Source organism: Reyranella sp. GW821-FHT12G01 (genome assembly GCF_058806575.1).
In genome coordinates this window covers 96322-116892 of record NZ_JBXAPV010000003.1, presented here as the reverse complement: position 1 = coordinate 116892, position 20571 = coordinate 96322, and the positions used below count along the sequence as shown (strand labels likewise).

The 20571-nt window shown below is 66.3% G+C and carries 23 protein-coding genes; 18 read left to right on the top strand and 5 right to left on the bottom strand.

Annotated elements, in window-relative coordinates; translation table 11 throughout:
• The first annotated feature begins 32 nt into the window (after positions 1–32).
• The 3 genes from AC1RP5_RS25615 to AC1RP5_RS25605 are packed head-to-tail and all read left to right on the top strand — an operon-like array spanning position 33 to position 3270.
• Positions 33–1730, top strand: coding sequence for a hydantoinase B/oxoprolinase family protein (locus AC1RP5_RS25615; protein WP_493115472.1), 1698 nt, complete (start codon positions 33–35; stop codon positions 1728–1730).
• Positions 1727–2254: a hypothetical protein gene (locus tag AC1RP5_RS25610; protein WP_493115471.1), complete on the top strand. Its 528-nt coding sequence runs from the start codon at positions 1727–1729 to the stop codon at positions 2252–2254. Before AC1RP5_RS25615 ends, AC1RP5_RS25610 begins: the two co-directional genes overlap by 4 nt.
• The gene (locus AC1RP5_RS25605; RefSeq protein ID WP_493115470.1) at positions 2251–3270 is read left to right on the top strand and encodes an asparaginase; all 1020 of its coding nucleotides are present in this window, start codon (positions 2251–2253) and stop codon (positions 3268–3270) included. The genes AC1RP5_RS25610 and AC1RP5_RS25605 overlap by 4 nt, the downstream gene beginning before the upstream one ends.
• Positions 3271–3282: 12 nt before the next feature.
• Here AC1RP5_RS25605 and AC1RP5_RS25600 read toward each other — a convergent pair whose 3' ends face one another.
• Positions 3283–3669, bottom strand: coding sequence for a DUF983 domain-containing protein (locus tag AC1RP5_RS25600; RefSeq protein WP_493115468.1), 387 nt, complete (start codon positions 3667–3669; stop codon positions 3283–3285).
• Between the two features lie 75 nt (positions 3670–3744).
• Here AC1RP5_RS25600 and AC1RP5_RS25595 point away from each other — a divergent pair, with 75 nt between their 5' ends.
• The 3 genes from AC1RP5_RS25595 to cydB are packed head-to-tail and all read left to right on the top strand — an operon-like array spanning position 3745 to position 7556.
• Positions 3745–5121 (top strand): aminotransferase-like domain-containing protein, encoded by a 1377-nt coding sequence (locus tag AC1RP5_RS25595; protein WP_493115466.1) that lies wholly within the window; start codon positions 3745–3747, stop codon positions 5119–5121.
• A 12-nt stretch (positions 5122–5133) separates the two neighbouring features.
• The gene (locus AC1RP5_RS25590) at positions 5134–6552 is read left to right on the top strand and encodes a cytochrome ubiquinol oxidase subunit I (protein ID WP_493115465.1); all 1419 of its coding nucleotides are present in this window, start codon (positions 5134–5136) and stop codon (positions 6550–6552) included.
• A complete protein-coding gene (gene cydB, locus AC1RP5_RS25585; protein WP_493116295.1) occupies positions 6549–7556 on the top strand; it encodes a cytochrome d ubiquinol oxidase subunit II in 1008 nt (335 codons plus the stop codon). Before AC1RP5_RS25590 ends, cydB begins: the two co-directional genes overlap by 4 nt.
• A gap of 111 nt (positions 7557–7667) precedes the next feature.
• On the opposite strand, the gene AC1RP5_RS25580 is transcribed toward cydB, so the two are convergent.
• Entirely contained in the window at positions 7668–8018 is a 351-nt protein-coding gene (locus tag AC1RP5_RS25580; RefSeq protein WP_493115463.1) for a hypothetical protein, read from the bottom strand.
• A gap of 49 nt (positions 8019–8067) precedes the next feature.
• On the opposite strand from AC1RP5_RS25580, the gene AC1RP5_RS25575 reads away from it, so the two are divergent.
• The 4 genes from AC1RP5_RS25575 to AC1RP5_RS25560 are packed head-to-tail and all read left to right on the top strand — an operon-like array spanning position 8068 to position 11178.
• A complete protein-coding gene (locus AC1RP5_RS25575; RefSeq protein WP_493115461.1) occupies positions 8068–8862 on the top strand; it encodes an alpha/beta fold hydrolase in 795 nt (264 codons plus the stop codon).
• Between the two features lie 5 nt (positions 8863–8867).
• A complete protein-coding gene (locus tag AC1RP5_RS25570; RefSeq protein WP_493115459.1) occupies positions 8868–10043 on the top strand; it encodes a M20 aminoacylase family protein in 1176 nt (391 codons plus the stop codon).
• Positions 10040–10573, top strand: a complete 534-nt coding sequence (locus AC1RP5_RS25565) for a hypothetical protein (protein ID WP_493115457.1) — start codon at positions 10040–10042, stop codon at positions 10571–10573. Before AC1RP5_RS25570 ends, AC1RP5_RS25565 begins: the two co-directional genes overlap by 4 nt.
• Entirely contained in the window at positions 10570–11178 is a 609-nt protein-coding gene (locus AC1RP5_RS25560; RefSeq protein WP_493115455.1) for a DsbA family protein, read from the top strand. The genes AC1RP5_RS25565 and AC1RP5_RS25560 overlap by 4 nt, the downstream gene beginning before the upstream one ends.
• Positions 11179–11190: 12 nt before the next feature.
• On the opposite strand, the gene AC1RP5_RS25555 is transcribed toward AC1RP5_RS25560, so the two are convergent.
• Both AC1RP5_RS25555 and AC1RP5_RS25550 read right to left on the bottom strand, forming a co-directional pair.
• The gene (locus AC1RP5_RS25555) at positions 11191–11574 is read right to left on the bottom strand and encodes an HPF/RaiA family ribosome-associated protein (RefSeq protein WP_493115453.1); all 384 of its coding nucleotides are present in this window, start codon (positions 11572–11574) and stop codon (positions 11191–11193) included.
• 130 nt (positions 11575–11704) lie between these two features.
• The gene (locus AC1RP5_RS25550) at positions 11705–11959 is read right to left on the bottom strand and encodes a DUF6356 family protein (protein ID WP_493115451.1); all 255 of its coding nucleotides are present in this window, start codon (positions 11957–11959) and stop codon (positions 11705–11707) included.
• A 109-nt stretch (positions 11960–12068) separates the two neighbouring features.
• On the opposite strand from AC1RP5_RS25550, the gene AC1RP5_RS25545 reads away from it, so the two are divergent.
• The 3 genes from AC1RP5_RS25545 (at position 12069) to AC1RP5_RS25535 (ending at position 14665) form a co-directional block, all read left to right on the top strand.
• Positions 12069–12530 carry an Lrp/AsnC family transcriptional regulator gene (locus AC1RP5_RS25545; protein ID WP_493116293.1) on the top strand — a complete coding sequence of 154 codons (462 nt, stop codon included), beginning with the start codon at positions 12069–12071 and terminating at the stop codon, positions 12528–12530.
• A gap of 75 nt (positions 12531–12605) precedes the next feature.
• Positions 12606–13601, top strand: coding sequence for a hydroxyacid dehydrogenase (locus AC1RP5_RS25540; RefSeq protein WP_493115450.1), 996 nt, complete (start codon positions 12606–12608; stop codon positions 13599–13601).
• A gap of 83 nt (positions 13602–13684) precedes the next feature.
• Positions 13685–14665: an aldo/keto reductase gene (locus tag AC1RP5_RS25535; protein ID WP_493115449.1), complete on the top strand. Its 981-nt coding sequence runs from the start codon at positions 13685–13687 to the stop codon at positions 14663–14665.
• Here the strand turns inward: AC1RP5_RS25535 and AC1RP5_RS25530 are convergent.
• The gene (locus AC1RP5_RS25530; RefSeq protein ID WP_493115447.1) at positions 14635–15876 is read right to left on the bottom strand and encodes an MFS transporter; all 1242 of its coding nucleotides are present in this window, start codon (positions 15874–15876) and stop codon (positions 14635–14637) included. The genes AC1RP5_RS25535 and AC1RP5_RS25530 overlap by 31 nt on opposite strands.
• An 80-nt stretch (positions 15877–15956) precedes the next feature.
• On the opposite strand from AC1RP5_RS25530, the gene AC1RP5_RS25525 reads away from it, so the two are divergent.
• Genes AC1RP5_RS25525 through AC1RP5_RS25505 form a run of 5 tightly spaced genes read left to right on the top strand, consistent with a single transcriptional unit; the run spans position 15957 to position 20515 of the window.
• A complete protein-coding gene (locus AC1RP5_RS25525) occupies positions 15957–16715 on the top strand; it encodes a TerC family protein (RefSeq protein WP_493116291.1) in 759 nt (252 codons plus the stop codon).
• Between the two features lie 41 nt (positions 16716–16756).
• On the top strand, positions 16757–17509 hold the full coding sequence (locus AC1RP5_RS25520) for an SDR family oxidoreductase (RefSeq protein ID WP_493115445.1): 753 nt from the start codon (positions 16757–16759) through the stop codon (positions 17507–17509).
• Position 17510: 1 nt separating this feature from the next.
• Positions 17511–18353, top strand: coding sequence for a phytanoyl-CoA dioxygenase family protein (locus AC1RP5_RS25515; protein WP_493115444.1), 843 nt, complete (start codon positions 17511–17513; stop codon positions 18351–18353).
• A 2-nt stretch (positions 18354–18355) separates the two neighbouring features.
• Positions 18356–19270, top strand: coding sequence for a polysaccharide deacetylase family protein (locus AC1RP5_RS25510; protein ID WP_493115443.1), 915 nt, complete (start codon positions 18356–18358; stop codon positions 19268–19270).
• Positions 19271–19285: 15 nt separating this feature from the next.
• Positions 19286–20515 (top strand): adenylate/guanylate cyclase domain-containing protein, encoded by a 1230-nt coding sequence (locus AC1RP5_RS25505; protein ID WP_493115441.1) that lies wholly within the window; start codon positions 19286–19288, stop codon positions 20513–20515.
• Positions 20516–20571 lie beyond the last annotated feature (56 nt).

Genomic DNA, 20571 nt, shown 5'->3' with positions numbered 1-20571 from the left:
AGCGAGGCATGGGCTGTGCTAGTGATTCGGACATGTCGAACCTCGATCCCGTCACTTTGACAGTCATCCAGAACGGCCTGATCCAGGTCTGCAACGAGATGGATCTGGCCTTCGTGCGTGCGGCCTTCTCGCCAGTGATCTCGGAGGGCATGGACCGCTCCGACGGCATCTACGACACGGTCGATGGCTCCCTGATCGCCCAAGGCGAGCTCGGCCTGCCGGTATTCGTCGGCACCATGCAGTTTTCCACCCGCGCCGTGATCGAGCGGGTGAAGACGCACTATGCCGGCAAGGTCGATCCGGGCGACGTGTTCATCGTCAACGATCCCTATCTCGGCGGCACCCACCTGATGGACGTGCGCTTCGTGAAGCCGTTCTTCTACAGGGGCGAGCTGTTCGCCTGGCTGGCCAATACCGGCCATTGGCCCGATGTCGGCGGCATGGTGCCAGGCGGCTTCTCCGCCAGCGCGACGGAAGTCGAGCAGGAAGGCCTGCGCCTGCCGCCGGTGAAATTCTTCAAGAAGGGCGAGATGGACCAGGAGATCCTGTCCATCATCATGTCCAACATTCGCATCGCCGATCAGCGCATCGGCGACATCAAGGCCCAGGCCGCCGCGCTCACGACCGGTGAGGTGCGCCTCACCGAACTGATCGACCGCTACGGCGCCGAGGTGGTCCGGGCGGCGATCGCGGAGATGCGCCACCGCGCCGAGCGCCAGATGCGCGCCAAGATCGCCGACATTCCCGACGGCGTGTACGAGGGCGCCTCGCAGGTCGACAGCGACGGCGTGGTCGACGAGCCGCTCACCATCCGGATGAAGATCACGAAGAAAGGTGACGAGCTCACCTTCGACATGACCGGATCGAGCCCGCCCTGTCGCGGTCCGATGAACAGCGTCATCGCCACGACCAAGTCGGCGATCTATCTCGCCGTGAAACATGTCTTTCCCGATGTGCCGATCAATGCCGGCACCTTCGAGCCGCTGCGCATCGTCGAGCCCGGAGGCACGTTCCTGTATGCCAGGTATCCGCGGCCTGTGTCGGGCTGCGCGGCCGAAGTGAGCCAGCGCATCGCCGAGGCGGTGTTTGCCGCGCTGACGAAAGCGATCCCCGATCTTCTGTTCGCGGCGCCCGCCGGCACGTCCGGCAACCTGGGCGTCGGCGGCTACGATCCGGAGCGCAAGCGCAACTACATCATGTATCTCTTCACTGGCGGCGGGTACGGCGGCTTCCAGGGCGGCGATGGTCTCAGCAATGGCTGTTCGACCATCGGTATCTCCAAGATGCCGCCGGTCGAGGTGTTGGAGCAGTTCTATCCGGTGCTGTTCGAAGAGTTCTCCCTGCGCGAAGGCTCCGGCGGCGCCGGCGAGTTCCGCGGCGGCTTCGGCATCAACTACGCGATCAAGCTCCGGCGCGGTGAGGCGAGGGTATCGATGGTGATGGACCATGGCCGCACCGGCCCGCAGGGCGTGCTGGGCGGCAGCGCTGGCGGCACCAACACGGTGCAGGTCGACCAGGGCGGTAAGACCTATCGCCCGCCACATCTCTCCAAGGATCAGGATATCGAGATCGGCGTCGGCGACGTCGTGCGCGTCTCGACGCCGGGCGGCGGCGGCTTCGGCGATCCCGCGAAGCGCAGCGCCCAGTCGATCGCGCGTGACGTGGCGCGCGGCTACTACACCGCGGCCGAGGCTCGCGAGAAGTTCGGTCCGGCGCAGGCTGCAGAATGACCCAGTACAGGCGGTCTTTCCTCGCGCTGCCGGTCGTCGTGTTGGCGGGCGATGTGCTGGCGCAATCGGTGTCGTGGTTTCCGGTCGAGAGTGCCGACAAGTCGTTCTTCGTCGAGATGCCGGCCGCGCCGCTCTACAAGAAGGTCGACACCGCGTCGCCCGGCGGCACGCCGTTCGCCTATAATTCCTACAGCCTCGAATATCGCCGCCTGTCCTTCGTGGCGCAGAGCGCGCTCTATCCCGCGGATGTCGACGTGCGCCAGCCCAAGCGCAACCTGCAATCCGCGCTCGACGATCGCGCGCAGCGTCTCGCCGGCGGCAAGTGGACCCAGGTCGACTGGAAGACGGTGCAGGGCGCGCCGGCCGTCGAATCGATCGGGCCTCTCACTGGCGGCAACGCGCTGCGCCAGCTCGTCGTGCTGAAGGGCAGCCGCTACGTCTCGCTGGGCTATCTCGCGCCGGCCGATGCGATGCGTGCCCCCGAAGCCGAGCGTTTCTTCCGTTCCTTGAGGCTCCTGTCATGACGCTTCCGCGTATTCATATCCTGGCCCTCGGTGGCACCATCGCGACCGCGCCGGACGCGTCGGGCGCCATGCAGATGGGGCTGGGCGCCGACGATCTCGTCAACGCCGTGCCGCTGCTCGCCACGCTGGCCGACATCCGCGCCGAGACCGTCTCGCGCGTCGGCAGCCATTCGCTGTCGTTCGACCAGATCCATGCGCTGGCGCAGAAGATCATGGGTCTCGACGTCGACGGTGTGATCGTGACGCAGGGTACCGACACGTTGGAGGAGACGAGCTTCCTGCTCGACCTGCTGGTCGATCGCGACATTCCGGTGATCGTGACGGCCGCGATGCGCAATCCCGCGCTCACCTCACCGGACGGACCGGGCAACCTGCTCGCTGCCGTGCGCGTCGCCTGCGACCCGTGGGTGAAGGCGCATGCGAAGTCGTTGGGCGTCATCGCCGTGATGCTCGATGAAATCTACGCGGCGTCCGATGTGCTGAAGATCCATCCGACGCGGCTCAATGCTTTCGCCTCGCCGCAGACTGGCCCGCTGGCGGCGCTGGTCGAGGATCGGGTTGTGCCGTTGTCTCTGCCGGTGCGTGCGCCGGTTGAAGCGGCGCGCAAGCGATTGGGAATGGTGTCGGAGAGCCGGGAGCAGCCGGTGGCGCTCCTGTGGATGGGGCTCGACGAGCCGGGCTACATCCTGGAAGCGATGGTCGATCACCGTGACCAGCTCGGCTATCGCGGCGTCGTGATCGGAGCGATGGGCGGCGGCCATGTGCCGGAGCGGGTCGCGTCGCTCGTCGGCCAGCTTGGCGAGATCATCCCGACCGTCGTGGCGCCGCGCGCCGGCGGTGGACCGCTGCTGCGCCAAACCTATGGCGGCCCGAGCTCGGAGATCGCGTTGCGCAAGGCCGGCCTCATCTGGGGCGGCCGTCTTAATCCGCTGAAGGCGCGCGTGCTGCTCGAAACCTGCCTGCGCGCCAAGCTCGATCCCGCGGCGATCGCCGAGGTGTTCGAGGCGTTCGGCTGACCGAACCTTCGGTCAGCAGTATTCGGCGCGTTCCTGCTTCGCGGCGGCGAAGCCATGCATGCCCATGTGCCATTGCAGCGCGACGATCATGCCCTTGATAGGCTGAAGCAGGCCGATCGATAGCAGGATCACCATTGGCGCCCACAGCACAGTGTGGAGCCAGTAGGATGGCTGGTAGACGATCTCGACGTACATCGCGATCGGCACGACCAGATGGCCGACCAGAAAGATCGTCAGGTAGGCCGGGAAGTCGTCGGCGCGGTGATGGTGGAAATCCTCGCCGCAGGCCGGGCAACGGTCCGCGACCTTCACGAAGGCGCGGAACAGCTTGCCTTCGCCGCAGGCCGGGCACCGCCCCATCATGCCCCTCATCAGATAAAGACCACCCTTCCCAGCCATTCTGTCCTCCTCGAATTGTCGCGCTTGTATATCCATACGATAAGCCATACATTCAAGAACAAGGAGACAAATTGTATGGATTGGAGCCCTACACTCGATGCCACCGACGGGCCCGTCTACGAGGGCATCGTCGAGGCGCTCGAGCGCGATATTTCCTCGGGCCGGCTGCATCGCGGCGAGCGGCTGCCGACCCACCGGGCGCTGGCCAAGGCGCTGGGCGTCGACCTGACGACGGTCACGCGTGCCTACAATGAGGCGCGGCGTCGGGGCCTGACCGACGCGCGGGTGGGGCAGGGCACCTTCGTTTCCGAAAGCCGTGCCCGGCCGGCCGGCCACGCGGCGGCGGGCATCGCCGTCGACCTGTCGATGAACCTGCCGCCGTCGCCCATCGAGGCCGATCTAGAAGGCCGCATCATGCGCGGGCTGGCGGCCCTGCAGCGCGACCACGGTTTCTCCGATTTGCTGAGCTACCAGCAGGCGGGCGGCAGCGCCGTCGATCGCGGCATCGCGGCCGACTGGCTGCGGCGCAGGGTGCGCACCGTCGAGGCCGACCGGCTCGTCATCTCGCCCGGCACGCAAAGCGCGTTGATGGCGCTGCTGCTGGCGGTGACGCGGCCCAGCGACGTCGTGCTCACCGACCGTCTCACCTATCCCGGCTTCAAGTCGGCGGCCGCGTCGCTCGGCGTGCGCCTGGTCGGCGTCGCGTCGGATGAACAAGGCATGGACCCGGCCGCGCTCGCGGAGGCCTGTCGCCTGCATGCGCCCAAGGCGGTGTATCTCCTGCCGACGATCCACAATCCGACGACGCAGACGATCGGACAGGCGCGACGCGAACAACTCGCGGCGGAGATCCGTCGCCACGATCTCGTGCTGATCGAGGACGATGCGTACGGAAATCTCGAGCCGAAGGTGCAGCCGATCGCCACGCTGATCCCCGAGCGCAGCTATCTCGCGATGACTCTGTCGAAGTGCATGGCGCCGGGTCTGCGCATCGCCTACGTGCTCGCGCCCGATCGCGCCGCTGCGTCGGTGCTCTCCAATGCGTTGCGCACAGTGTCGCAGATGCCCGTGCCGCTGATGGTCGCGCTGGTCTCGCGCTGGCTCACCGACGGCAGCGCCGATGCCATCATATCGGCGGTGGCAGCTGAAGCCGTGGCACGACAGAAGCTCGCCGAGAAAGCGCTCTCCGGTCAGAACTATCTCGCCCATCCGAAGGGTCATCATGTGTGGCTGCGCTTGCCGGCCGCATGGACCCGCGCGGAGTTTGCCGCGCATGTTCAACGACAGGGACTGGCGGTGGTGACGAGCGACAGTTTCAGCGTCGACGGAGATCCGGAGCATGCCATTCGCATCGCCCTGGGCGCGGCACGCAATCGCTCGGAACTCGTGGCGGCGCTGGACGTACTGGTCGTCGCGCTGAAATCGCCCGCCTATGCGTCGCGTATCGTCTAGGAGGAAAACGCCATGTTCGAAGGATTGGACGCAATCTTCCTGGCGAGACTCCAGTTTGCCTTCACCGTCTCGTTCCACTTCATCTTCCCGTCCTTCTCGATCGGCCTCGCGAGCTATCTCGCCGTGCTCGAGGGCCTGTGGCTGTGGACTGGCCGCCAGGTCTATCTCGACCTGTTCAAGTACTGGCTGAAGATCTTCGCGCTCGCCTTCGGCATGGGCGTCGTGTCGGGCATCGTCATGTCCTACCAGTTCGGCACCAACTGGTCGGTCTTCTCCGACAAGGCCGGGCCAGTCATCGGCCCGCTGATGGCCTACGAGGTGCTGACCGCCTTCTTCCTCGAAGCGGGCTTCCTGGGCGTCATGCTGTTCGGCATGAATCGCGTCGGCAAGGGCCTGCATTTCACCGCGACGCTCGCCGTCGCGATCGGCACCTTCTTCTCGGCCTTCTGGATCCTCGCGGCCAACAGCTGGATGCAGACGCCGGCAGGCTACGCGATCAATGCCGGCGGCCAGTTCGTGCCGGCCGACTGGTTCGCCATCATCTTCAATCCCTCCTTCCCGTACCGGCTCGTGCACACGGTGTTCGGCGCCTATCTCACGACGGCGCTGGTCGTCGGCGCGGTCGGCGCATGGCATCTCCTGCGCGAGCGCGGCAACGAGGGCGCGCGCGTCATGTTCTCGATGGCGATGGGCATGATCACCGTCGTGGCGCCGCTGCAGATCTTCGCGGGCGACCAGCACGGGCTGAACACGCTGGAACATCAGCCGGTCAAGGTCATGGCCATGGAAGGCCACTTCCAGAGCCATCCCGACGGCGCGCCGCTGGTGTTGTTCGCCTGGCCCGACGAGGCCGCGGGCAAGAACCTGTTCGCCATCGAGATTCCCAAGGCCTCGTCGCTGATCCTGAAGCATTCGTGGGACGCGCCGATGAAGGGCCTCGACACGGTCGATCGCAAGGATTGGCCGCCGGTGCCGGTCGTGTTCTGGGCGTTCCGGATCATGGTCGGCATGGGCATGCTGATGCTGACCCTGGCGATGTTCAGCCTGCTCGCGCGTGTCCGCCGGAAACTCTACGACTGGCCGCTGCTGCATCGCTTCGCCCTGGCGATGGGTCCGGCGGGCTTCGTCGCGGTGATCGCGGGCTGGGTGACGACCGAGGTCGGCCGCCAGCCCTACACGGTGCACGGCCTGCTGCGCACGGTCGATTCGGCGTCCAAGCTCGACGCGCCGGCGGTCGGCACCTCGCTCATGGCCTTCGTCATCGTCTACTTCTTCGCGTTTGGCGCGGGCACCTATTACATCCTGAAGCTCATGTCCCATCCGCCGCATCGCGGTGAGGAGGGGCCACGCCGCGACCAGCCGGTGCGGGCCGCGGGCATCACGCCCGCACCCGCCGTCGCTGAAACGCTCGCGACCGGAAAGGGGGCCTGATCATGCCGTTCGACCTCCCGATCTTCTTCGCCTTCATCATCGCCTTTGCGATCCTGGCTTATGTCGTCATGGACGGCTTCGATCTCGGCATCGGCATCCTGTTTCCGTTCCTGCCGGTCGGCCGCGAACGCGACAGCGCCATCAATTCGGTGGCGCCGGTCTGGGACGGCAACGAGACCTGGCTGGTGATGGGCGGCGGCGGCCTGCTCGCGGCCTTTCCGCTGGCCTACGGTATGATCCTCTCGGCGCTCTACGCACCGATCATCGCGATGCTGCTGGCGCTGGTCTTCCGTGGCGTCGCCTTCGAGTTCCGCTGGCGCGACCCGCGCCATCGCGCGCTGTGGGACGTGGCGTTCAGCGGCGGCTCGATCGTCGCCACCCTGGCGCAGGGCATCACCCTCGGCGCGCTGCTGCAGGGCATCGCGGTCCAGAACCGTACCTATGCCGGCGGCTGGTTCGACTGGCTGACGCCGTTCAGCGTTCTCGTCGGGGTAAGCCTTCTCTGCGGCTATGCGCTGCTGGGTTCGACCTGGCTGGTGATGAAGAGCGAAGGCTCGCTGCAGGAGCGTTGCTACCGGCTGGCCTTCCGCCTCGGCATTGCGACGGTCGTCGCCATGGCGGTCGTGAGTGCGGCGACTCCGTTTCTGCGCGACGCCTACTGGATGCGCTGGTTCGCCTGGCCGCAGGTCCTGTTCACGGCGCAGGTGCCGGTGCTGGTCGCGATCGTGACCTTCGTGCTGTTCTGGAGCCTGAAGCGCGGGCACCACTACACGCCGTTCCTGATGGCGCTCGCTTTGTTCGGTCTCGGCCTCGCGGGTCTCGGCATCAGCCTCTATCCGAACGTGGTGCCGCCGTCGGTCTCGATCTGGGATGCCGCGGCGCCGCACGACAGCCTGGCGTTCATGCTGCCTGGGGTGCTGATCATCGTGCCGATCATCCTGGCCTATACCGGCTTTTCCTATTGGGTGTTCCGCGGCAAGACCGGTCACGAGGGCTATCACTGATGCCGGGGCTGCGTCAGTGGTTGTGGTTCGTCGGCCTGTGGGCCGGCGGCGTCGGCGTGACCGCGCTGGTCGGCTACGCCATCAAGTTCTGGCTGAAATAGAAAAGCGGCCTCAGGTCGTGCGGCGCAGTGGCTGGCAATTGGTGGCGAGCGGCGAGCCGCCGCTCAACGCCTTGAGCGTGCCGGCGTTGGCCGGGCCGGACCATTCGGTCGAGGAATCGGCATAGCGGAAGCCGGGGCTGCCGCCCTGGTATTCCATGCGCCACGTCCTGTCGCCCAATGTCACCGAGGCGCGGTTCTTGGCGTAGACCACCGACACTTCCTTCCGGCCCTCGCAGAGATAGGCGATGCCCGAGGGCGTCGCCTCTTCGGGCGCCGGGCGTGGAATGTTCGAGGTCACCGGCTGCTCCTGGGGGGTGCAGCCGCTCATCAGGATCAACGCAACAATCGACAGGCGCTTCATGGTGCGCTTTCCTCCCGGGGCGAACATAGCAAATGGCTTAGGAGACGGAATGCCCCTGTTCAAGCTGCGCGATGGCGCCGAACTCCATTACGAGGTGCAGGGCAGCGGTCCCGTGCTGTTTCTCGTCGCTGGCCTGGGCGGTGACGGGCGCTGGTGGGGCGACAACGTGTCCGAGCTGGCGCGTAAATTCACGGTCGTCGTGCACGATCACCGTGGCACGGGGCGCAGCTCCCTGTCGAAGATCACCTACAGCGTCGCGCAGATGGCCGACGATGCGCGGCAGCTCATCGAGGGGCTGGGCTACGACAAGGTGCACTGGTGCGGCCACTCGACCGGTGGCGCCATGGGGCAGATCCTGGCGATCGAGCATCCTGCACGCATCGACCGGCTGGTGCTGAGCGCCACCTGGGCCAGGACCGACGCCTTCTTCCGTCGCCTGTTCGAGATGCGCTCCCTGATGCTGCGCGAACTCGGGCCCGCGGCCTATCTCAAGTCGAGCGCGCTGGCGCTCAACTCGCCGTCCTGGGTGCGCGACCACGATGCCGACCTGATTGCGGCCGAAGGGAAGGCCGCCGACACGATCCCCGATCCCGAGATCGTCCTGTCGCGCATCGCCGCCATCGTGGCGCATGACCGCCGCGAGCAATTGCAGAAGGTGACGGCGCGCACTCTGGCCATCTGCGCCCGCGACGACACCGTGACGCCGCTCTATTTCACCGAGGAGCTGGTGCGCCTGATCCCCGGCGCCCGCGCCTATGTGCTGCCGGACGGCGGGCATGCATATCCGAACGTGCATGGCGCGGAATTTCGTCGTGTAATGACCGCCTTCCTGCTGGAGTCCTGACCGCCATGAAAATCGAACCGCTGATTGCCGCCGCTGCAGCCGAATTGAAAGCCATCCGGCGCGACATCCATGCCCATCCGGAGCTGGGCTTCGAGGAAGAGCGCACGAGCACGATCGTGGCGCAGAAACTGAAGGAGTGGGGCTGCGAGGTCACCACCGGCATCGGCAAGACCGGCGTCGTCGGCACGATCCGCGTCGGCAACAACCCGCGCGCGATCGGCCTGCGCGCCGACATGGATGCGCTGCCGATGGACGAGCTGAACACGTTCGATCATCGCAGCACGCACAAGGGCCGCATGCATGCCTGCGGCCATGACGGCCACACCGCGATGCTGCTGGGCGCCGCCAAGTACCTGGCCTCGACGCGCAACTTCGACGGCACGGTGCACCTGATCTTCCAGCCGGCCGAGGAAGGCCGCGGCGGCGCCGAGGCGATGGTCAAGGACGGGCTGTTCCAGAAGTTCCCCTGCGAGATCATCTTCGGCATGCACAACAGGCCGAAGCTCGACGTCGGCAAGTTTGCGATCCGCTCCGGCCCGCAGATGGCCGGCGGCGGCCTGTTCGACATCCACATCACCGGCAAGGGCGCGCACGGCGCGCGGCCGGAATCGGGCATCGATCCGGTGATCATTGCGACGCAGATCATCTCGGCGCTGCAGACCGTCGTGTCGCGCAACGTGGCGGCGCTCGATTCGGCGGTGATCTCGGTCACCCAGATGCATTCGGGCGACGCCTACAACGTGATCCCGCAGGAAGCCGTGCTGCGCGGCACGATCCGCGCCTTCAAGAAGGAGACGATGGCGCTGGTGAAGGAGCGCATCGAGACGATCTCCAGCGGCATCGCCCAGACCCTGGGCGGCAGCGCCAAGGCCGATGTGCGCATCGCTTTCCCGCCGCTGGTCAACGACAAGGACGCGGTGAAGTTCATCGCCGACGTCGCGGCCGAGATCGTGGGCCCGGAGAACATGAACCGCGAGGGGCCGTTCGTGATGGCCTCCGAGGATTTCTCCTACATGCTGGAGCAGGTCCCGGGCGCCTTCATCAACATTGGCAACGGCGGCGGCGAGGGCGGCTGCGAGGTCCACAATCCCAGCTACGACTTCAACGACGACGCGCTCACCCTGGGCTCGACCCTGTGGGCCCGCGTCGTCGAGAAGCGTCTGGCGAAGGATCCGCGTTGAGCACGGACACCGGCACCACCAACCGGCACTGGCTGCTGCGGGAGCTTCCCTATGTCGCCATGCTGGCGCTGGCCGTCGGTGGCGTGATCCTGACGGGATTCCGCGGGCCGACGACCTACGCCTACTGGATGGTGCTGGCGCCGATCTACGGGCTGGCCTGCATCTTTTCGGGCTGGCGGGAGGTCGACAAGACGGCCGACCATCTGCGGCTCGTCGTGACGCAGGCGCTGCACTGGCTCGCCTTCCTGGCGGCGATGTGGCTGATGTTCCTGCCCGAGGTGCGCGGCGTCGTGAATGACAATGCGACCAGCCTCGCGCTCCTGATCCTGCTGGCGCTCGGTACCTTCGTGGCGGGCGTGCATGCCCGGGTCTGGCGCATCTGCCTCGTGGGCCTCTTCCTCGCGCTGTCGGTGCCGACGGTGGCGTGGATCCAGGATTCCGCGATGCTGCTGCTGGTCGGGGCGCTGCTGGTCGCGGCGGTGGGCGGCCTGTTCTGGTGGCTCATGCGGCGCGAGTCCCGCCGGCTATGACGGCGGCCAAGAAGGTCGTTCTCTGGACAGACTATGTCAGCCCCTACGCCTTCGTTGCCAAGGCGTGGGCTTACGAACTCGAGGCCGACTACGAGATCGACCTCGAATGGCGGCCCTACACGCTCGACATCGCCTCCTTCCAGGGCTCGGTCGAGCAGCGCGATCCCCATCACTGGCGCCGCGTGCGCTACGCCTACATGGATGCCCGCCGCTTCGCCAACAAGCAGGGCCTGACCCTGATGGGACCAAAGAAGATCTATTATGCGCGCGTGATCAACGCCGCGATGCTCTATGCGCAGCAGCACGGCGTGTTCCGCGCCTACAACGATCTCGCTTTCGATCTCTTCTGGCGCCGTGAACTCGATCCGGAGAATCTGGAGGCGGTCACCGCAGTCCTCGAACAGGCCGGCGCACCCGCAGGCTTTGCCGCCTTCCTGGAGGGCGAAGGTGGTGCGCGGCATGACGCGCTGCGCACCGAAGCCGAAGCGGCGGGCATCTTCGGGGTCCCGAGCTTCGTCCTCGATGGCGAGATTTTCTGGGGCGGCGATCGAGTCGTCCTGTTGCGTGAAAGACTCGACGAGAAAGGTGTACCCCGCCGGCGCTAGCGGCTGCTGGCGCTAGGGTTCCGGGCGATCCAACGTCCGGTCGATCCGCTCGTGAAGGCTCTTCACGTCGCCGCGTTGCTTGCGCGCCCGTTCCTTGATCTGGCGCTTGGCGCGTCGGAACGCGTCGTTCACCGCAAAGGTCGGATCGGAAAACCGTTCATCGTCGTGCGATGTGTGATCGATGTTCACATCGATATTGCCCGGCAGCGCCATGTGAATGTTGACGCTGAAGAGGTTGCTGGTGCGGTGATGCCGCTCCGGCACCTGCACGATCACCTGGCAGGACGTCAGCCGGCCATGAAGTTTCTCGAGCGTCTCGACATGGTCGTTGATGAGAGTGTTCAGCGCTTCGCTGGGCGTGCCGCCCTGGTAGCTGATCCGCACGGGTGTTTCCATTCGAGCCTCCGCTGCTGTGTCGCTCCCCCGTCTAGGAAACGTAACATGGAGTGAAGGGGTTGCGGACTCTGATTGGAGGGTCTGCCGGGCGCTTGCGCCTTGAGATGGCCGCCTTTGTCGGGCTGCGAGGCTAGTCGCCCGCCGCGACGCTCGCCGTGCCGCTTTCCGGCGCGGCCGGCTTGGCGGTGCGATGGCTCACCATGCGGTGATGCAGGGCTCGAATCGTGTCGCTTCCGCGGGTCAGGCAGAGCCAGGGGAAGATGCCGTGCACGAAACAGCCCAGCGAGCCGAGCAGCATCCTGGAGCCGAAGCCGAAGGCCATGCCCATGTGCTGGAAGTAGGTCTCGTTGACCGAGGCGGGGTGTTCGGTGAAGCGGCGGATCATGAGAGGAATTGTATCGGTCGAAGCTGGAAACGGCTTGCTACCTTTGCGCTGGCGCGGCCAAACTTGAGAAACTCATTCCTCGGGAAAGCCAATGGCCGGAAAATTCACACTGGATTCCTTCGACAAGAAGATTCTGGATTGCCTTCAGGACAATGCCGACATGCCCCTGGCCGAAGTGGCCAAGCGGGTCGGCCTGTCGACCACGCCGTGCTGGCGGCGCATCAACCGCCTGCAGGAGGAGGGCATCGTGCGCTCACGCGTGGCGCTGCTCGACCGCAAGGCGGTGAATGCCGGCGTCACGGTGTTCGTGGCGGTGCGCACGGCGCAGCACAATGCCCAGTGGCTGACCCGCTTCGCCAAGGCCATCGCCTCGTTTCCCGAGGTCATGGATTGCTACCGCATGAGCGGTGAAATCGACTACCTGATCCGGCTCGCACTGCCCGACATCGAGGCCTACGACGCCTTCTACAAGCGGCTGATCGCCAAGATCGAGCTGTCCGACGTGACCTCGATGTTCGCGATGGAGGAGATCAAGTCCACCACGCGGTTGCCGCTGAACTACTTGCCCTGATTGCCGGCTCTGGCCTCCCGCGCCGGCCGGCCTTAGGATCGCGCCCGTTTGCATGACAAGATCGCAGGGGAAACGATGAATACGGGCCCGAATACTGGCAAGAATCGCAAGAAAGTGCTGATCGTCGGCCGCATGCCGGAGGCGGGAATCGCCGTCCTCAAGGCACGCGACGATGTCGACTACGAAATCCTGACCAACGACGCGGTGCCGTCGCTCCATCCCAAGCTCGCGGATGCCAATGCGGTGACCCTGGGCGCCACGCCGTTCCGCCAGGCCGAACTCGATGCGGCCCCTGGCATGCTGGTGGTGGCCCGCCTCGGCGTCGGCTTCGATGCCGTCGAGATCCCGGCGCTGAACAAGCGCAAGATCCCGCTGATGACCACCGGCATCGCCAATTCGGTCTCGGTCGCCGAGCACGCGATGTACATGCTGCTCGCCGCCGCGCGCCTCACCAAGAAGTCCGATCGCTGGGTGCGCACCGGCGCCTGGGCCGAGCGTCTGAGCGACCTGCCGTCCGACGTCGCGGGCAAGAAGGTGCTGGTCATCGGCATGGGCCGCATCGGCTCGCGCACGGTCAAGCGCTGCGTCGCGTTCGAGATGGAGACCTATGTGCTCGATCCCAACGTGTCGAAGGCCGACATCGAGAAGGCCGGCGCCACCAAGGTCACCGATCTCAAGGCGATCCTGCCCGAGGTCGACTATGTGTCGATCCACTGCCCGAAGGGGCCGGAGACGATCAACATGTTCAACACCGAGACGCTGGGGCTGATGAAGCCGACGGCGTTCCTGGTGAACACGGCGCGCGGCGGCATCGTCAACGAAGACGCGCTCTACGACGCCCTGAAGGGTGGCAAGCTGCGCGGTGCCGGCCTCGACGTGCTCGACCGCGAGCCGCCGGATCCGAAGAACAAGCTGTTCGAGCTGGAGAACGTGTTCTTCAGCCCGCACATGGCGGGCGTCACCCAGGAAGCCAGCGACCGCATGGCCATCACCGCCGTCGAGAACATCCTGAGCGTGTTCGACGGCCGGCCCAACGCGGCGAACGTCGTGAACAAGGAAGTGCTCGGCTAAGGCGCCGGCACGCAATCGGAACGTGGATTGGCGGCATCGGTCGAAGGCGACCGGTGCCGCAGCTTTTTCAGGGGGGATTATCGATGAAGTACGGACCGCTCGGCCGCTCGGGCCTGATCGTCAGCAGGATCTGCCTCGGCGGCAATTCGTGGGGCGCCAAGGGGCGGCGCGGCTGGGGCAAGTTCGACGAGTCCGAGGCGCCGGCCTACTTCAAGCGCGCGCTCGACGTGGGCATCACCTTCTTCGACACCGCCGACGCCTATAATTTCGGCCGCTCCGAGGAGATCATGGGCGCCACGCTCATGAAGATGGCCAAGCGCGAGGATTTCGTGCTGTCGACCAAGGTCGGCATCCGCATGAGCGAGAACCAGAACGACGTCGGCACCGGCCGCAAGCATCTGATGGCGGCGGTCGACGCGCAGCTGAAGCGCCTGCAGACCGACTATATCGACGTCTATCAGGTCCATCGCCTCGACCCGCACACGCCGATGGAAGAGACGATGTACTCGCTCGACCAGATCGTGCGCTCGGGCAAGGTCCGTTACATCGGCGGTTCGACCATGCCGGCCTACAAATTCGCGCAGATGGTCATGATCGCCGACTGGAAGGGTTACTCCCGGCCGATTGCGATGCAGAACCTCTACAATCTGATCCAGCGCGAGGAAGAACCCGAGATGAACCGGCTCTGCCACGAGCAGGGCGTCGGCCTCATTCCCTATTCACCGCTGGCGCGTGGCTTCCTGGCGGGCAACCGCAACAAGGACGGCGGCGGTTCGACCGAGCGCGCGAAGAACGACTCGGTCGTGAAGGATGGCACCTATCGCGACTGTGACTGGGAGATCGTGAAGCGGCTGAAGAAGATCGCCAAGGAGAAGGGCTGCACGCCGGCCCAGGTGGCGCTCGCCTGGCTGTTGCACAAGCCGTACATGGGCTCGCCCATCATCGGCGCCACCGATCTCGACCAGCTCACGTCGGCGGCGAAGTCGACCGAAATCTCGCTGACCGCCGACGAGAGCAAGCTGCTCGAGGCGCCCTATGAGTTCCGCGTTTCGCCGGTCAACTGAGCGCGCCGGCTGATCGCGGCCGAGAACCAGAAAGCCAGCAGCGGCAACACGATGGCCGCCACCCAGAAAACAGGTGGCGCGCCCCAGCGGTCGACGATCGGCGCGGCGATCGGCACACCGACCGCCTGGCCGACGAACAGGCAGAGCGCGAACAGCGCCATGCCGGCGCCGCGGGCCTCGGGCGCCATCTGCGTGCCGTTGGTCTGCAGCGTGTTGTGGAGCATGTAGAACGACACGCCCGACAGGACGATGGCGGCGAACTCGACCTCGGCGGTCGGCGCCAGCGCCATGGCCGCGAAGGCGAGACCCAGGCCCGTGCCGCCCCAGGTGCAGAGGCCGCGCTCGCCCAGGATGCGCACCAGATGATGCGCCACCATCACGTAGAGGAAGCCGCCGGCGCCGAAGGCCGCCACCGCGAGGCCGATCGCGGCGAAGCCAAGATCGAAGCGCTGGTGCAGGTCGGCGCCGACGAAGGTGAAGGCGCCCCAGAAGACGCCGCCTTCCAGCGCCACGACCAGGATGACCGTGCGGGCCCAGGGCCTTTTGAGGACGCCGACCATCTGGCCGATCATCGAGCCCGCCGCGCGTTCGCCGGGCCGGGCGATGTCGGGCCGGGCGCGCATGACGAGGAACAACGCGCTGCCGGCCATCACGTAGATCGCCGCCAGCACCCAGAACACCGAGCGCCAGCCCAGCCAGTCGCCGATCGCGCCACCCAGCGCCGACCCGGTCATCAGGCCCAGCGTCTGGCCGGTGAGGAAGCGCGCGAGCGTCGCCTGCCGCTTCTCGTAGCTCACATTGTCGCCCACCCAGGCGATGGCGAGCGGGATGATCGCCGAGCCGGTCACGCCGGTCAGGAAGCGCGCCAGGGTCAGCATGCCCAGCGACCCCGAGATTGCGCTCAGCATGCAGCACAGCGCCGCGCCGATGCAGGCGATGGCGACCACCGGCATCTTGCCGTAGCGGTCGCCGAACGGGCCGTGCACCAGCACGAAGACGCCGTTGGCGAACAGGAAGGCGGTGGCCGCGATCGAGGCCGCGCCGACCGTGACGCCGAAGGCGGCGGAGAGCTGGACCAGCAGCGGGTCGATCACGCGCATGTTGGCCGCCGACGCGAAGGCGGCGACGGACAGGAGCACGATGGCGATCGTGGGGGCCGTGGGCGGCGCAGAACCGGGAGAGGGGCGCGCCGGGGCGGCGGGAGAAGACATCGGTTGCGGGCTTACCGGCTCGGCTGCGTAAAATAAAGGTCTCTTGGCGCGACCCAGCAATGACCTATGGTGGTGGGATGATGGAAGAGCTTTTGGCCCTCGCCCGCGACCCGCAAGCATGGGCCGCGCTGGCGACCCTTGTGATCATGGAAGTCGTGCTGGGCATCGACAACCTGATCTTCATCTCGATCCTGACCAACAAGCTGCCGGAGGAGAAACGCTCCAATGCCCGGCGCATCGGCATCGGCCTTGCGGTGTTCCTGCGGCTCGGCCTGCTGAGCGGCGTCGCCTTCATCGTCCAGCTCACCGCGCCGATCTTTTCACTTTTCGGTCATGGCTTTTCCTGGCGCGACCTCATCCTGATCGCCGGCGGCCTGTTCCTGATCTACAAGGCGACCAGTGAAATCCGCGACCATGTCACGGCCGACCACGAACACGAGGAGGTCACGGCCGGCGGCGCGGCGCGCGCCACGGTCGCGGGTGTGATCGGGCAGATCCTGATCCTCGACCTGGTCTTCTCGCTCGACAGCATCATCACCGCCGTTGGCATGACCGACGATATCCCGATCATGGTGATCGCCGTGATCTTTGCCGTCGCCCTGATGCTCGCGGCGGCCGACGGCCTGGCGAAGTTCATCGGCAACAACCCGACCATCGTCATGCTGGCGCTGGGCTTCCTGCTGATGATCGGCATGACCCTGATTGCCGACGGCATGGGCGTGCATGTGCCCAAGGGCTACATCTACGCGGCGATGGCCTTCTCGGGGTTGATCGAGGGACTCAACATGCTGGCGCGTCGCGCGCAGAGCAGACGTCCGTTGCGCAAGCGTCCGCGCTGACGCGCTGACAAGCGGCGGCGGAGCGGTCTAAGCTCCCCGCCATGAAGCTGAAGGATCAGGTGGCCATCGTCACGGGCGCGGCGTCCGGCATCGGCGCGGCGACGGCCCGGCTCCTCGCGAGCGAAGGCGCCCGGGTCGCGCTGGTCGATCTCGACGAAGCGGGGCTGGCGGCGGTCGCCGGCGGGATCCAAGGAGAAGCGATCGCCATTGCCGCCGACGTCACCAGCGACGAGCAGGCGCGGGCGGGTGTTGCTCGCGTGCTCGAAAAGTGGGGACGCGTCGACGTGCTGGTGACGGCCGCCGGCGTGTCGCTCGGTGGCACGGTCGACAAGATCGACGAGGCGACGTGGGACCGGACCTTTGCGATCAACGTGAAAGGCACCTTCCTCTGGGTCCGTCATGCCATCCAGCCGATGATCGCGGCGAAGTCCGGCGCCATCGTCACCCTGGGCTCGCAGCTCGCGCAGTCGAGCCTTGGCAAGAATGCTGCGTACATCGCCTCCAAGGGCGCGATCGTCTCCTTCACCAAAACCATCGCCGTCGATCACGCAGCCCAGGGCATCCGCGTCAACGCGTTGATGCCCGGCGTGATCGACACGCCGATGCCGGCGCGTTCGCTGAAGCGGCAGGCCGATCCCGAAGCCGCGCGCGCCGTGTGGAAGACGCGTCATCCGATGGGCCGCATCGGCCAGCCGGAGGAGGTGGCCAAGGCCGCGCTCTTCCTTGCCTCTTCCGATTCCTCCTTCACCACGGGAACGCTGCTGTTCGTCGACGGCGGCTGGACGGCGCACTGACATGCCGCGAAAACTCACGCCTGAGCAGATCGAAGGCTATGCGCGTGACGGCTATGTCTGTCCGGTCGATGGCTTCTCGACCGAGCGCACACGGGCCTGGCGCGACAAGCTCGAAACCTTCGAGCGTGCGCAGGAGCAGAAGCTGACGCGCGGCCACAATTTCAAGCCGCATCTGCTTTTTCCGTGGGTCGACGAGATCGTGCATTCGCCGGAGGTGCTCGACGCGGTCGAGGACCTGATCGGCCCGGACATCCGCCTGTTTCATCTCAGCGTCTGGCCCAAGGATGCGGGCTCCGGCGCCTATGTGAGCTGGCATCAGGACGCGACCTACTTCGCGCTTGAGCCGGCCTGCCACGTCACGGCCTGGGTCGCGCTGACCGACGCGCCCGTCGAGGCGGGCTGCATGGAAGTCGTGCCGGGCTCGCACAAGCTCGGCCAGCTTCCGCATGCGGAGATGCAGGACCCCGAGAACCTGCTGTCGCGCGGCCAGGAGCTGGCGGGCAACTTCGACCGCAGCCGCACGGCGTTCATGCCGGTGAAGGCGGGGCAGTTCTCGCTGCACCACACGCACCTCGTCCACAATTCGCGGCCCAACCGCTCGAACGATCGACGCATCGGGCTCGGCATCAGCTACATCCCGACCTCGGCGCATTGCACGTCGGCCACGCGGGTCAGCGCCATGCTGGTGCGCGGCGAGGACAGATACGGGCACTTCGACGACGAGCGCCGGCCGGTGCAGGACGCAGGACCCGAGGAACGCGCCTTCCATGCCGAGGCGGTCGATCGTTTCCGGAAAATGAATACAGAGCAGACCGACAACAAGGTTGCGGTCGTCAAGAGGTAGGAATGCACACGATCAAGCTGCCGTATCACGACCGTTACGCCTATTCGCCGATCACCGAGCGCAAGGACTATTCGTGGCCGGAGGGCAAGCGGCTCGCGGTCTATATCGGACTCAACATCGAGCACTTCGCGTTCGGCGCGGGCGAGGGACATCTGCTCACCGTTGCCAACCCGCCGCCCGATCCGCGCACCTTCGCCTGGCGCGACTACGGCAACCGCGTCGGCGTGTGGCGTTGCCTCGAGCTGTTCGACGAACTGAACCTGCCGGCGTCGCACCTGATCAACACGACGGTGTTCGATTATGCGCCGCAGATCGTCGATGCGCTGAAGGCGCGCGGCGACGAATTCGTCGGCCATGGCCGCACCAATGCCGAGCGCCACGGCGGCATGTGGGAGGCCGACGAGAAGCGCTTCCTGCAGGAGATCAGCGATTCGATCGAGAAGGCCTCGGGCAAGCGGCCGCGTGGCTGGATGGCGCCGTGGATGGCCTCGACCCGCGTCACGCCCGATCTTCTCAAGGAGACCGGCTACGACTTCCTGATGGACTGGCCCAACGACGACCAGCCGATCTGGATGAAGACGCGCTCGGGCCCGTTGATGAGCGTGCCGTATCCGATCGAGGTCAACGACAGCCCGCAGATCCTGGTGCGCCACCATAGTGGCGACGAGTTCCGCGACATGATCATCGCCCAGTTCGAGGAGTTGCTGCGACAGTCGGCGAAGCAACCGCTGGTCTGCGGCATCGCGCTCCACACGATGATCGTGGGCCAGCCCTACCGGCTGCGCGCGCTGCGCGAGGCGCTGTCGCACATCGCGAACCATCCGCAGAAGGACAAGGTCTGGTTCACGCGGCCGAGCGACATCTACGATCACTGCGCCGCGCTGCCGGCAGGAACGATGACACCGCCGCCGAAGTGACGGCACGGTGAAGCCATGAAGCCGATCGACCTCGCGGGCTGGCTGTCGCAGGCCGGCCTGCGCAACATGGCTCTCGAAGAGCTGGTCGACGGCTTCGGGCGCCGCCTGAATGAGGCGGGCCTGCAGGTCGAACGCATGTTCGTCGGCATGAACACGCTGCATCCGATGGTGCGGGCGCGCAGCCTGATCTGGGATTCGGGCGAGGGCGTGGGCAAGCATTTTGAGTTCGCCCATTCCGAGATCGACTCCGAGGAGATCCGCAACAGCCCCTTCGCGGTAATGCTGCGCGACGGCATCACCGAGCGCCGCTGTCGCTTCGACACGAATGAGGCCCTGCCCGACGTCCCGGTGTTCGAGGAGCTGCGCACCGCCGGGATGACCGAATGGATGGGCTGGGTGCAGCCCTTCGGCGAGCTGGCGCCGCGGTTCGGCAGTCCCACCGAAGCCGATCATGCCGAGCGGCTGTGGCTGGTCTTTTCGGCCACGACCGACCGGCTCGGCGGCTTTTGCGAGAAGGACATCGCCTTCCTGCGCGAGGTGCTGCCGGTTTTCTGCGTGGCCGTGAAGGCCACCAGCCTGCGCGGCATCGGCCATGGGCTGCTGGCGGCCTATCTCGGCAACGATCCGGCGAGCCGGGTGCTCTCCGGCACCGTGCTGCGCGGCGAGGTGCAGAGCGTCGAGGCCGTGGTGTTCTTCACCGATCTGCGCGGCTTCACGTCGCTCGCCGATACGATGCCCGGCCGCGAGCTGATCGCGCTGCTCGACGACTACTTCAACTGCATGGTCCAGCCGATCGTCGCGCGCGACGGCGAGGTCCTGAAGTTCATGGGCGACGGCATGCTGGCGGCCTTCGCCGTGGTGCTGGACGATCGCGCCGAAGTCTGCGCCGCCGCTCTTGCGGCCGCGGAAGAGGTGCTGGCCCGTATCGAGGCGCTGAACGAGGAGCGGCGCAGCGCCGGGCAACGCACCACTACGCTCGACATCTCCCTACACATCGGCCGCGTGCTCTACGGCAATGTCGGCTCGGATACGCGGCTCGACTTCACGGTGATCGGACCCGCGGTCAATGAAGCCGCGCGCATCGAGGTGCTCTGCCAGCCGCTCGACCAGGCGCTGCTGATCTCTCAGGCCTTCGCCGAGGCGGCGACCTCGAGCCGTGCCCGCCTCGTCTCGCTCGGCCGCCACCGCCTGCGCGGCGTGCGCGAGGAGACGGAGTTGTTTGGTTTAAACACCCCGTCGTCCTGAGCGGAGCGCCGAAGGCGCGTAGTCGAAGGACCTCTTTTCGTTTCGACACACTGTGC